The following is a 12,952-nucleotide window of genomic DNA, read 5'->3' on the forward strand; positions in this document are numbered from 1 at the left end:
CATGGAAAAGAAAGTAATGATAGTGGGGGCAGGTCTGATGGGTAGTGGAATTGCCCAGATTTTTGCATTAGCAGGTTTGCCAGTAGTATTAACAGACCGCTCAGAGGAAGATTTAACAAGAGGGAAAAATTTTATAAATAAAAGCATTCAATCAATGTTAAAAAGAGAAAAGTATACCCCTACGGATGAACAAAGAATTAATGATTCTATACTTTTTTCAACTAATATTCAAGATGGAAAAGATGTGGATTTAGTTATTGAAGCAGTTCCTGAAAGATTAGACTTAAAGCAACAGGTGTTTAGGCAACTCGATGAGATCGTTCAACCTAATGCTATATTAGCAAGCAACACGTCATCATTATCCATTGCGGCAATTGGTTCTGTAACAAATCGCCCAGAAAAAGTAGTAGGTATGCATTTTTTTAGCCCAGTACCAATTATGAAACTATTAGAAATTATTACCTCAATAGAAACTTCAGAAGATACCCTTGTAAGGGTGAGGGAATACGGAAACCTTATCAATAAAGAAACGGTCATTGCTCAGGATTATCCTGGATTCATCGTCAATCGAATTTTACTACCAATGATGAATGAGGCATCATTTCTAGTAATGGAGGGTACAGATCCGGAGGAGGTAGATCGAGGTCTGAAGTTAGGGGCAAACCATCCTATCGGACCTTTACGCTTGGCAGATGAATGTGGATTAGACACAACACTGTATGCACTGGAAAGCCTGTATGAGGGCTTCGGAGATTCCAAGTATCGTCCATGTCCATTACTCAAGAGAATGGTGGAAGCCGGAAAGCTCGGGAAGAAATCAGGTAAAGGTTTTTATGACTATAACTAGATGGAAAAACAAACAGGTCAACTAAAAATAACAGAAAACCATCTTTTACTCCCTATGATTTGGGAAGGAAATTTAAATATTCATTCCAATATGCCTTTAATGGAAAATTCTCGTTTCAAAAGTGTTATTTTACATGGTGACACAATCTTTACTCTAGCAATATCATTGATAGAAAAGCAGGAAATCCCTTTTACTAAAATTCATGAATTTACTAGTTACTATAAAAAAAGTATCACAGTGGGTGACGAAATTTATGTAGTTTACAGACTAAGAGGCGAAGTATTAAGGTTCTCTGTGTATAAAAAAGAAGATGAGCTAGTCATGGAAGGATCTTTAATCTATTTCTGTGAAGAAAGGATGTTAGAGATTTGAATTTTATTAATCAAGTCAAAACACCTATTCATCGAACTATATACAAAACAGATGTAGAACTTTTTCAAATGATGCTAAACGAGCAAAAATCAAATCTAAAATATTATATAGACAACCGTCAGCTTGTGATGGTCGCGATTGGAATTTTAAACAGGACATTCAACTTGGAAGATTATCTAGTAGCAGTTGTAGGACAAAATTGGAGATTTAGAAAAGGCGTAAAAGTTGGAGAAACTATCTCAGTAGATTATCAAATTTGTGAAAATAATACCCTCACTAAAAAAAGTTGTATCTATGATATTCATATCGAGGTTCTTGCAGATGATCATCCAGTGGCAGAAGGAATCTGGTCGATTATGTTGAACAGTAAATTATAGGAAGGGAGATATTGTAATGTATCAAACAATTGTAGAACCACGAGTTTCTGAAACGGATGGCGTAGGGCATATTAATAACACCACAGTACCTGTCTGGCTTGAAGGTGGTAGAAACAAACTTTTCTCTTTGTTCATGCCAGACCTTAGCTTTAGTAATTGGAAAATGATTATCCTAAAAACAACTGTAGAGTACAAGGCACAAATCTACTTTGGTACTAGCGTAGAAATAAAATGCTGGGTAAAACGCATCGGCAACACTAGTCTAGAACTATATGAAGAAATATGGCAAGGAAATAAGCTAACTGTTCAAGCAAATACGATATACGTTAACTATAATGTCCAAGAGAACAAAAGTGAGATTATCCCCGATCATATAAGAGAAGAACTGGAGAGGCATTTGTATATTGAACAATAGATTAAAGGAGGGATCAAATGGGAACGAAAGTTATATATAAAGTGGAAAATAATATTGCGAGAATTACACTTAATCGCCCGGAAGCCTTGAATGCATTAGATAATGATATGGTTGCAGATCTTATTCATTATCTAAATCAAACTAAAAAAGATGATGAAGTGCGTGTCATTATAATAGAGGGGTTGGGAAAGGCATTTTGTGCAGGGGATGACCTAGTTGATATGGGAACAGAAAAAAATCCAAATCCTACGGACAAATTAACAGAGTACTCGGATGGATATCCTGCAGTAGTTTTAGCTATGAAAAACTTAGAGAAGCCGATTATAGTGAAGGCACATAAATACGCATTAGGAGCCGGTTTTGAAATTGCGTTGGCAGCAGACTTTATCATTGCTTCGAATGAGACTAAGTTTGGACTGCCTTTCGTTTTAAGAGGGATATCTGCAGGTACATATCTTTTGCAAAAACGTATAGGATATCATCGAGCTGCACGTTATCTCTTTTTAGGAGAAATGTTCGGAACAAATGAGGCAAGTGAGTGGGGACTACTGTATAAGCAAGTGGAACAAGATAAACTGGAGGAAGTGGTTGAGGACTTGGCAATTCATTTAACTAGTAGTGCTACAAGAACAATTGGCCTAATGAAAAAGGCAATGCACAATAGCGATGGGATGACGATAGAAAATGCATTCCAAGTACAGACTTATTCAACACTAGCCTCTTATTATACAGTCGATTATGCAGAGGGCAAGCAGGCCTTTATTGAAAAACGTTCTTCAAATTTTAAAGGAAAGTGAGGGATTATTATGCATTTAGCTCTACAAAATAAGCCAATCCATTCGTATATTGAACAGCATGCTCAAACAACTCCTGAGAAAACAGCGATTAACTTTTATGGAAGGCAAATATCATATGGGGAACTCTGGGGTTCGATTAAACGTGTAGCAAGCTTTCTGACTGACAAGGGTATTCAAAAAGGGGATACCGTCGCTCTTTTCCTTCAAAATTGTCCGCAGTACGTGATTGCTTTTTTTGCTATTCAAAAAATAGGGGCAATAGTAGGACCATGTAATCCCATGTTCAAAGAGTGGGAGCTAAAATATCAGCTTAATGACTTGGAAGCCAAAGCTATATTTACTACTCCAGATTTATATGAAGTTTTTCAAAAAATAGAGAGTGAAACGAAAGTAGAAAGTAAAATAGTAACTAACTATAAGGATTATTTGCCAGAAAACCCTTACCCGGCATTTCCAGAAAAAGTGCTCGAAAACCGATGGGAGGACACCTATGACTGGATGACAATATTGCAGAATGACCAGTACAGCAATGATATTAATACAAACATTAATATGGCAGAAGATGTTAGTCTGATCATTTATACATCTGGTACTACCGGTTCTCCAAAGGGAGCAATGCTTACATTTCAAAACTCAGAATTCCAAGCAGCTTGTGTAGCCAAGAACTTTGGATTCACTAAAGAAGATACCTATATTAGTGTTATGCCAATCTTTCATATAGCAGGGAAATTGGTCGGTCTACTAAGTGCAATGGAAGTAGGAGCGTCAGTTGTGCTGCTTACACGCTTCGATCCAAAGGGAATGCTCCAGGCATTCCAGCAATATAACGCTACGGTATTATATACGACTACCCCTATGAACATACAAATGATGAGAGAACCTTCTATCCAAAATATTGATTTTAGTAAACTTAAAATAGATATAGTAACTAGCTTTGGTGTTCAATTGTCTCAAGAGATATCAGATGAATGGAAATCTATAACTGGTAAGCCGCTAATGGAATTTGCTTATGGCATGAGTGAAACTCATACTGGCAATACGATGACTCCACAAGGTGACATTCGATATGGCTCAGTTGGAAAGCCTACATTTGATACTGACGTGAAAGTGGTAGATTTTGAAAATTATCATTTAGAAATGGCCATTGGGGAACAAGGAATGATTCTTGTAAAGGGACCAAGTGTCTTCAAAGGCTATAAAGGAAGAAACGAGGAGACACAAAAATCTTTTTTTCACGATTACTTTGTAACAGGTGATATTGGGAAGTTTGATGAAGACGGTTTTCTCTATTTTCTTGGAAGAGTAAAAGAAATGATAAAATGCTCCGGCTACAGTGTATATCCAGAGGAAGTAGAAAAAATGCTTTCACAACATGAAAAAATTAACCAAGTAGCAGTAATTGGCATTCCCGATCCAATAAGAGGAGAGTCAGTCAAGGCCTTTGTTGTCCTAGAAGAAGGATCAATCGCAACAGAAAATGAAATTATTGAATGGGCAAAAGAAAGAATGTCCGCCTACAAATATCCACGAGAAGTAGAATTTATAGAGGAACTTCCAAAAACAAGCTCTGGCAAAATATTGAGGCGAATGTTAAAAAAGGAAACAGTTTAACCTTATTAGAGAGCTGGGTATGATAAAAAACTCTTTATCTTTAATTAGGTAGAGAGTTTTTTAATAACTGGAGTAAAGGGCGTGTAGAAAATATTAAAGGACCATAGTCAGGCCCTGGTTTTATGCATGTTATGATATTGATGATGGTACTTTGGCTGCTTTATTGTAGTTATCAAATTTTTCTTTACTTAATATGGCCTTGCTTATTTATTAACTGCCCCACATGAACCATCCTGCCACCGGCTATAACCTTTGGAGCAACAAATGCAGTATTAATCTTGTTTAAGCTATTTTTATCTAAAGCTAAAGGTGTATTTGTCACTTATTTTTCCTGCAACCCTAAAAAGTACTTGTGGAACGACACATCATTGAAAGCTGAACCCCATCCAAACGCTCTAGCTGGTTTCGGTGTTTGTTTAATTATTAATCTTAGAAAAAACTATTATAGGAATATGCATTCTATTAAATACAATAATAGGATTATTTGTATTGTCTTAGAATCATTCATGATATAATGTCTGCATTGTTAGAATTTTGAAATGAGTTTCTAAATCTTAGTGACCATTGCAAGTGCTAAAAAAGACTGTGCCGTATAACCCGCTTTCACGATAACCTGTGGGCTGTTTACGACAATCCCGGGCTAGTTTACGACAATCCAAGCCTAGTTTACGACAATAGGTCGCTACTTTACTACAATCAAGCGTTACTTTACGACAATCGGCATCCTGCTCCACTCCGCGAGCAAGATTTACGACAATCCCGGCTCAGTTTACGACAATAGGTCGCTAGTTTACGACAATAGCTCACTACTTTACTACAATCCAGCGTTACTTTACGACAATCGGCATCCTGCTCCACTCCACGAGCAAGATTTACGACAATCCAAGGCTAGTTTACGACAATAGGTCGCTACTTTACTACAATCATGCGTTACTTTACGACAATCGGCATCCTGCTCCACTCCGCGAGTAAGGTTTATGACAATCCGAGGCTAGTTTACGACAATAGCTCGCTACTTTACTACAATCCAGCGTTACTTTACGACAATCGGCATCCTGCTCCACTCCGCGAGTAAGATTTACGACAATCCAGGGCTAGTTTACGACAATAGGTCGCTAGTTTACTACAATCCAGCATTACTTTACGACAATCGCCATCCTGCTCCACTCCGCGAGCAAGATTTATGACAATCCCTCGACCGCTCTATATATTTAGCGAGCTATTGGAGTCTTTTGGCCATTTGAATTGCGAGAGAGATTTTTCATGGAACACCAGTTAACTATACAAGGTTGGAACAAAACTCTCTGCCTTAACTGAGGTAGAGAGTTTTTTTGAAGGGGTATGGTCTTAAACGACTCTAATTTCTTAGAAGCATGTAGCGATTCAGCTAACAAATCACAATCCCAATAACAGGAGGACAAACATGGTACACATTCTTTACATAGAAGATGAAGTGGATATAGGAAACTGGGTGAGAAAGGATTTAACAGAAAGAGGGTATGAGGTGACATGGCTGAAATCTGGACAGGATGCTGAAAAGTATATTTCAAGTGTGGATATGGCAATTTTGGATGTGATGATTCCAGGGTTAGATGGCTTTTCAATTGGGAGGCGTATTAAAAAAGAAAAGGGAGACCTGCCTATTTTAATGCTCTCTGCGAGGACTGCGGTGGAGGATAAAATAGAAGGACTAAATTTTGCAGATGATTATTTAACAAAACCGTTTCATCCGGATGAGCTTGCAGCTCGTGTCGAAGTATTGCTACGGAGATACCAAAAGAATGACGATATATTAAAGCTTCAGCATCTGATGATCTATACAAAGGACATGAGAATAGTAGACGGTGAAAAAGAGGAGGAAATCCAATTAACCGGCAAGCAATATCATCTTTTGCAGTACTTCGTTCGTCATTTGAATCAAATATTAACAAAGGAACAGCTGTATGAGGGAGTGTGGGGAGAGCGTTATATCGAAGGAGATAAGACGTTGATGGTTCATATTCGTTATTTACGAGAGAGAATTGAAAGGGACCCAGCAAAACCATCAATTATTGAAACCATTCGCGGAATTGGGTATAGGGTAAAAATATGAAGAGCTTTTTCCGGTCCTTACTAGCGAAGTATATGTTTCTGATTCTATTAGCAATGTCTATTGTTCAAGTTTCCTATTTAATTATTGCTTTATTTGTATTTGGTGTTTCTAGTAACACGCAGGGTGACACTTTAAACAACCATACTATAGAGGAAGGTGACGTAGAAGGAAAATGGCATCAAGAAGCAAATGGTATGCAAATTGTGACTTCTGAAACAATAGAAGAGCATTTTACTAAGTGGAAGCAACAACATCCAAAAGCATCAATGTTCTGGGTGGATGGTCAAGGGACGCTCGCTAATCAAGTGAACGTAAAAGAGCAGTTGCCTGCCGAGTGGTCGGCAGTATATACAGCAAAATTTATAAAACAGCACTATGGAGGGGACCCATTTACAGTTATTGCGTTCGTTGGACAAGATGAAATGAATGGTTTCGTTGTACTGGAGATGCCTAGGTCAGAGTTTGATCCACCTCTTAAAAATATTTATGATGAATATGGACTTATTTTTGTATCTGGTGTTATTTTTATTATTTTTCTGTTTTTATTAGTATCCTTTCTATTCTTTAGGAGTATTAGAAAACGGTTATTGCAATTGCAAGAGGCAATGGAAATACGGGATGTGGACGGGCTACCGATTGAGATTACGGTGAAAAAGAAGGACGAAATTGGACAGCTTGAAAAAACGTTCAATCAAATGGTATTTGAGCTAAGGGAAAGTAAACAGAGCGAGCAGAAAGAGGAACAGCTACGTCGGGAGCTAATCGCTAATCTTTCTCATGATCTGCGTACACCTTTAACAAAGGTAAGGGCTCAAACTTATTCCATTGCTAAAGAAGTTTTATCGGAGGAAGGTCAAAAAGCGATAGAATCCTTGGAAGCCTCTGTTGTAAATATTGACAGACTGATTGAAAACTTGATGTCATACACGTTACTAATGGCTAGTAAATATAAATTTGAAACAAAGGATATTGATGTTATTCGTTATGTACGTGAATGTTTAGCTTTATGGTACCCTGTCTTTGAAAAGGAAGAGTTTAAATTTGAAGTCAATTTGACTCCGTTCGAACAAAATAAGTGGAAAATCGACCCTATTTGGTTAGGAAGTATAATAGATAATTTATTGCAAAACGTGCTTCGCCATGCAAAAAGCGGAGGATATATTTGTGTTAAAACCGAATCTACAAATCTATACGATGCTATTGTAATTTCAGACAAAGGAAACGGGATGAAAAATGAATCCGATGAAGCAGGTGCAGGAATAGGCTTGTCTATTGTTGATATGATGGTAAAGGGTATGAAGCTAGATTGGGATATTGAGTCAAGTGAAGTGGGAACAACTATTAAAATAAAGAAATACAAATAATGGTGTATTTGAAGGGGCATCCTTTCAAATACACTTTTTTTAAACAAAATTTAAACTTGCCCCTTACCTAGTTTTAATATTCTATCTCTAAGATAGAAAATGAGGTGAGGGAAATGGAATATGTAGTGCAGACAAACAATTTATCCAAACGTTTTGGTAAGGAAAATGCCGTAGTAGGATTGGATATGAAAATACGTAAAGGAGAAATATACGGATTTTTAGGGCCTAATGGAGCAGGAAAGACAACAACCATCCGAATGCTTTTAGGTTTGATGAAATCAACATCCGGTACGATTCAAATCTTTGAAAAGGATTTAAAAAGAGAAAGAATAGACATTTTAAAAAGAGTGGGCTCCCTAGTAGAGAATCCATCCTACTATCCCCATTTAACTGCTTATGAAAATTTAGAGGCATTAAGAAAGATTTTAGGTGTTCCAAAAACAAGAATTCATGAGGTGTTAGAAATTGTTCGGTTATCCGAAGTAGCGAATAAAAAGGTAAAAGGATTTTCACTAGGAATGAAACAACGATTAGGTATTGCAGCTTCCCTATTAAACAATCCGGAGTTACTAATCTTAGATGAGCCGACCAACGGGCTAGACCCATCCGGTATTATTGAAATCCGTAATTTAATTAAACAGTTGCCCGCCGAAACAGGTATGACCATCTTGATCTCCAGTCACTTATTATCGGAAATCGATCAAATGGCGACAACAGTCGGAATAGTTACGAAAGGAAAAATGATCTACCAGGATTCCATCGAAGCTTTGCGCAAGTACGCACAGCAGAAGATTCTATTAAAGGTTAGTGATAGTGAGCAAGCGTGGCGCTCACTATTAGGAAATGGAATAAAAGCTGAGTGGCAGGATGGCATCATTTTATTGTCGGAGCATTCAAATGAAGGAGTGGCAAAAGCAGTATTTACGCTCGTTCAAGGGGGCTATTCAATTTACCGTGTAGAAGAGGAAAAAAGATCACTGGAAGATACTTTCCTTCAAATGACTACTGAGGAGAAGGTAGTATGATTGGGAAACTTTTACTGGCTGATTTTTTGAAATTAAAACGTAAAGGATTATGGTTTCTAGCGTTTTTAGGCCCTTTCGGAGTTATTGCCTTGCAGATGGTTAACTATGGAGTCAGAAAAGATTACTTATTACAGCAGAGTGAGGATGATTGGGGATATTATTTTATGAATGTACATTCTTTTACCCCTCTTGCACTTGTATTAGGAATTGCCATATTAACTTCTTTTATAGCGAGTATAGAAAATGAAACAAATGCTTGGAAGCAACTGATTTCGTTGCCTGTTTCCAAAATGGGTGTGTATTTATCGAAATTTACTGTACTTGCAAGCTTACTATTTGTGTCTTCTCTTCTAGTATTAGTGTTTTCACTTTGTTATGGAGTTTTACTAAAATTAGGAAATGATATTCCTTACTTGGAGTTATTGAAATATAGCTTCTATCCTTATTTTGCAGCCTTGCCAATACTTGCGTTGCAACTCTGGATTGCATCCGTGAGCCAAAACCAAGGGATTCCGATTACGACCGGGGTCTTAGGTGTAATTTTTGCCTTTTCCGCTTTTGTTTTACCTGATTGGATGATATGGAAGTGGCCATCTTTAATGAACGAATGGGATGAGCCGTTGATCAATGTGCTGCTTGGGATTGGAGTAGGTATTGTATTGTATATCGTTGGAATGCTCGACTTTATGAGAAGGGATGTGAAATAAATGATCTCAATTCTACAATCAGAATGGTTTAAGTTTCGACATTCAAAGGTTTTATTCATTATCTTAACCGTTCCGCTTATAGGAATTTTTCTTGGATTAACAAGCAGGTTTTCAAATGAAGATATGGAGATTAATGAATGGTATTTATCATTACTGTCCATGAATTTAACCTATGCTTTACTATTTTTACCCTTGATAACAGGAGTTTTAGCAAGTGCCATTTGCAGATATGAACATCAGGCAGGTGGCTGGAAACAGCTTCTAGCATTACCTGTAACGCGGGGAAGAGTATTTACGGCGAAGTATTTATTGTTGATGCTGCTTGTATTGGTTGTACAAATATTATTTTTTGCTGCTCTATACATAGTAGGAATGATAAAAGGCTTCACCGATCCTTTCCCAATGGGGATAGTGTGGAAATGTTTGGTTGGGGGATGGGTAGCGACATTGCCATTAGTTGCTCTGCAGTTATGGATGTCTATACTATTCAAGAGCTTTGCAGCGCCTTTTGCTGTTAACGTTATCCTGACATTGCCTACAATACTTGTTGTAAACTCAGAGCGTTTAGGTTCTTTCTATCCTTGGGCACAGCCTTTTTTGATGATGTATATCGGTGGTGAGACTGGTGATACATTTTTCGTTCCTTGGGATCAGTTATTAACCGTTGTAGGCGGAAGCTTTATATTATTTTTTGTCGGTGGATATTTATATTTTCAAAGGAAAGCAATTTAAGAAGGAAGTTTAAGGGGATGATGAAAATTAATAATAAGAGTTTTATATTATGTTTGGTAATTTTTATTTCTGTTTTATTGATCGGGTGCAATGGCGAAGCAGTTGACGATGCAGAATCATACATTACCCAAGTGGAGGATATTGACATCCCAGATAATGTGAAGTTAATCGGCTTAGGGGAGGCAACACATGGGAACATTGAATTTCAAAAACTGAAAAAAGATGTATTTGAGGTGTTAATAAAAAATGAAAATGTCCGTGTATTTGTCTTAGAGGGTGATTTCGGAGGTGGACAGCAAATAAATCAATTCATTTTAAATGGAAATGGCACAGCTGAAGAGGCAGTAAACACGCTAGACTATAGTATTTATAAAACGGAGCAAATGGTCAATCTTGTACAATGGATGCATGATTATAACGCGACAGCGAGCGAGGAAGAGAAGGTTTATTTTTATGGTAATGACATGCAACGCTATGACTATAGTAAAAAAGGCGTGCTCGAATACTACAAAGCCATAAACCCAGATTTGTTCAAAAATTATGACTCAAAGTTGGAGCTCGTCACCAATGAGAAAATGCGTGAGTTAACGAAGGAGCAATTGCACGATATCAATGAAACAGTTGAAAATATCATTTTAGACTTACAATCAAATAAAGCAGCTTATGTAGAACAATCTTCCGAGGAATCCCATGTCTTTGCCCTACAAAATGCGCAAATTTTGAAGCAGCGTACGCAATTGTTTTTGAATGAAGGAGAATACACGCAGCTTCGCGATCAATATTTAACGGACAACTTACAATGGATTATTGATTATGAAGCAGCACGAGGAAACGAAAAAGTATTTATCAATGGTCATAATGGACATATTGAAAAAACATCAGCATCTTTAGCTGGCTATAAGTCGATGGGAAATTATTTAGATGAACGATACGGTGAAGAGTATTTTGCAATAGGTAGCGACTTTATCAAAAGTAAGTTTCAATCGAAAAATGGTAGTGGGGAACGAAAGAATTTTACAGTGAAGAATCACAATGATTTAGTGGATGCCTTCAGTGAGGTGGAATCAAATACTTTCTTTGTGGATTTTGAAAATGCGAGTGAGTCAGATGAGTTATCGGATATAATTTCTTCGGAGCAAAAGATGGCTAATATCGGGGATGACTTTCGTATGTGGTACAAGTTTTTAAAGATGTTTTATACGATTGAAATGACACCGAATGAATCATATGATGGTATGATTATCGTAAAGGAAGCAACACCGACTAGTGTAAAAGAATAAAAAATAAACGAATCCATTTTGATATTTAGTTATCTAAATGGATTCGTTTTGTTTATTATAAAATATTGGTATATGGGAGTGTATAGCTATGACTAGGGCTTGTTTTTTGTTATTAAAACTGAGCTCATTTCAAAATAGCACTTTACTAATAAAATACGAACATTTATCTCTTTGTTGATTGCAGCGACAGGCGACGCCAGTGGAATGAGTGAGACAGATAAGCCAACACAAACGATGCGCTAGCAGCGGTGAGGGCTTACCTTACCGCTCATGCCACGGAAAGCGTCCGCTGAGAGTGGAAATTGTGATTTTTCATTCATGTTTTCAATATAAGTAGGATAACTTAACTCGGCATTTCGTAATATGCAATAGCATCATTGAAAAGGTAGCATATTTATTATACGCGACGGTCGAAAGTGTAAAACAATCTTTATTCAACGACAACTGAGAAAGCATAGTTTCCGTCTCCTTGCTTCCAATCAGCTGTTATATAGTAGACATATACTCCTTTTTCCTTTGGAGCTACGATTGAATTATCTTTCATTTGAATAGCATTTACATTTTCTTCATCGATCCATTGCTCCACTATTAGTGATTCATCGATGGGGTCTTTTCTAAAATCAATTTTAATTTCTTCTCCTGGAGAAACAGATGTGGGCGTATGTTTTTTTGCCATATCTAACGGACTGGTATAAACCATATCAACACACTTGGCTGATATCGGTCCGTTCCAACAATAAGAACCCTGTGTGGTAGAAATTTTTGTTTTTCCAACTGTTACAGTTGGAGAAGGAGGCTCTGAACGAAAAGGCTCAAAAACAAAAAATCCAATAATAATTAGACCGATGATACTTACTGTTAAAATCCTTCTAATGATTATCACCCCTTTATCTACAATAGACGTAGAGATTCGGAATGTGTTACATAAAATGGTAGAACTATATTTTTATCGAAGGTTTAGTGCGTGTTATAAAACTCTTCACCTTATATACACCCCATAGCACAAAAGTTACGGTTAAGGCGGAAATAGTATATTGTAGGTAGCTCGCCAATTCTAAACCATTTGTTGTTGAGTAAGAATTTGGATTATAAAGCAGTGTTAAAATAACTCCCTGTATTAAATCAGCTACTCCAACTGAGATAAGTACAATGATGAAAATACTAATTATTTTTTTCATTATTCTTCCTCCTATCTATCATACTTACTGATTTTACACGTAAAAAGTTTCAACATTATTCCTGATCGCGCAAATTCGGCTTCTTTAAATAGCTTAGGAATTCAAATTAAAAAAACTGCTGCCTTAGCCGCAGCAGTTTAACTAAATTTTTTCCT

At 37.0% G+C, this 12,952-nt stretch carries 15 protein-coding genes; 12 read left to right on the plus strand and 3 right to left on the minus strand.

Annotation, left to right across the window (positions count from 1 at the left end):
- Nucleotide 1 precedes the first annotated feature (1 nt).
- The 6 genes from ACQKNZ_RS03605 to ACQKNZ_RS03630 are packed head-to-tail and all read left to right on the plus strand — an operon-like array spanning nt 2 to nt 4,419.
- Nucleotides 2-847, plus strand: coding sequence for a 3-hydroxyacyl-CoA dehydrogenase family protein (locus tag ACQKNZ_RS03605; protein ID WP_144540404.1), 846 nt, complete (start codon nt 2-4; stop codon nt 845-847).
- Nucleotides 848-1,219, plus strand: a complete 372-nt coding sequence (locus ACQKNZ_RS03610; protein WP_144540402.1) for a hypothetical protein — start codon at nt 848-850, stop codon at nt 1,217-1,219. It begins immediately after the preceding gene.
- Nucleotides 1,216-1,596 carry a hypothetical protein gene (locus ACQKNZ_RS03615; protein ID WP_144540400.1) on the plus strand — a complete coding sequence of 127 codons (381 nt, stop codon included), beginning with the start codon at nt 1,216-1,218 and terminating at the stop codon, nt 1,594-1,596. The genes ACQKNZ_RS03610 and ACQKNZ_RS03615 overlap by 4 nt, the downstream gene beginning before the upstream one ends.
- A gap of 16 nt (nt 1,597-1,612) precedes the next feature.
- Nucleotides 1,613-2,011, plus strand: coding sequence for an acyl-CoA thioesterase (locus ACQKNZ_RS03620; RefSeq protein ID WP_144540398.1), 399 nt, complete (start codon nt 1,613-1,615; stop codon nt 2,009-2,011).
- Between the two features lie 17 nt (nt 2,012-2,028).
- Nucleotides 2,029-2,808 (plus strand): enoyl-CoA hydratase/isomerase family protein, encoded by a 780-nt coding sequence (locus tag ACQKNZ_RS03625; RefSeq protein WP_427658190.1) that lies wholly within the window; start codon nt 2,029-2,031, stop codon nt 2,806-2,808.
- Between the two features lie 9 nt (nt 2,809-2,817).
- A complete protein-coding gene (locus tag ACQKNZ_RS03630; protein ID WP_427658191.1) occupies nt 2,818-4,419 on the plus strand; it encodes a class I adenylate-forming enzyme family protein in 1,602 nt (533 codons plus the stop codon).
- 184 nt (nt 4,420-4,603) lie between these two features.
- Here the strand turns inward: ACQKNZ_RS03630 and ACQKNZ_RS03635 are convergent, their stop codons facing one another.
- The gene (locus tag ACQKNZ_RS03635) at nt 4,604-4,741 is read right to left on the minus strand and encodes a hypothetical protein (protein WP_427658193.1); all 138 of its coding nucleotides are present in this window, start codon (nt 4,739-4,741) and stop codon (nt 4,604-4,606) included.
- Between the two features lie 1,101 nt (nt 4,742-5,842).
- Between ACQKNZ_RS03635 and ACQKNZ_RS03640 the strand changes: the two genes are divergently transcribed.
- The 6 genes from ACQKNZ_RS03640 to ACQKNZ_RS03665 all read left to right on the plus strand — a co-directional run bounded on the left by ACQKNZ_RS03640 (nt 5,843) and on the right by ACQKNZ_RS03665 (nt 11,619).
- Nucleotides 5,843-6,511 (plus strand): response regulator transcription factor, encoded by a 669-nt coding sequence (locus ACQKNZ_RS03640; protein ID WP_154311408.1) that lies wholly within the window; start codon nt 5,843-5,845, stop codon nt 6,509-6,511.
- Between the two features lie 32 nt (nt 6,512-6,543).
- Nucleotides 6,544-7,875, plus strand: coding sequence for a sensor histidine kinase (locus ACQKNZ_RS03645; RefSeq protein WP_427658195.1), 1,332 nt, complete (start codon nt 6,544-6,546; stop codon nt 7,873-7,875).
- A gap of 113 nt (nt 7,876-7,988) precedes the next feature.
- On the plus strand, nt 7,989-8,900 hold the full coding sequence (locus ACQKNZ_RS03650; protein ID WP_151111210.1) for an ABC transporter ATP-binding protein: 912 nt from the start codon (nt 7,989-7,991) through the stop codon (nt 8,898-8,900).
- On the plus strand, nt 8,897-9,607 hold the full coding sequence (locus ACQKNZ_RS03655) for an ABC transporter permease (protein ID WP_427658198.1): 711 nt from the start codon (nt 8,897-8,899) through the stop codon (nt 9,605-9,607). The genes ACQKNZ_RS03650 and ACQKNZ_RS03655 overlap by 4 nt, the downstream gene beginning before the upstream one ends.
- Nucleotides 9,608-10,339 carry an ABC transporter permease gene (locus tag ACQKNZ_RS03660; protein WP_144540384.1) on the plus strand — a complete coding sequence of 244 codons (732 nt, stop codon included), beginning with the start codon at nt 9,608-9,610 and terminating at the stop codon, nt 10,337-10,339.
- Between the two features lie 53 nt (nt 10,340-10,392).
- The gene (locus ACQKNZ_RS03665) at nt 10,393-11,619 is read left to right on the plus strand and encodes an erythromycin esterase family protein (protein ID WP_427658200.1); all 1,227 of its coding nucleotides are present in this window, start codon (nt 10,393-10,395) and stop codon (nt 11,617-11,619) included.
- 430 nt (nt 11,620-12,049) lie between these two features.
- On the opposite strand, the gene ACQKNZ_RS03670 is transcribed toward ACQKNZ_RS03665, so the two are convergent.
- On the minus strand, nt 12,050-12,502 hold the full coding sequence (locus tag ACQKNZ_RS03670; RefSeq protein ID WP_144540382.1) for a hypothetical protein: 453 nt from the start codon (nt 12,500-12,502) through the stop codon (nt 12,050-12,052).
- A 55-nt stretch (nt 12,503-12,557) separates the two neighbouring features.
- Complete coding sequence (locus tag ACQKNZ_RS03675) at nt 12,558-12,797, minus strand: hypothetical protein (protein WP_144540380.1); 240 nt, start codon at nt 12,795-12,797, stop codon at nt 12,558-12,560.
- Nucleotides 12,798-12,952: the final 155 nt, after the last annotated feature.

The organism is Psychrobacillus sp. NPDC093200 (assembly GCF_050280345.1).
GTDB lineage: Bacteria > Bacillota > Bacilli > Bacillales_A > Planococcaceae > Psychrobacillus > Psychrobacillus faecigallinarum.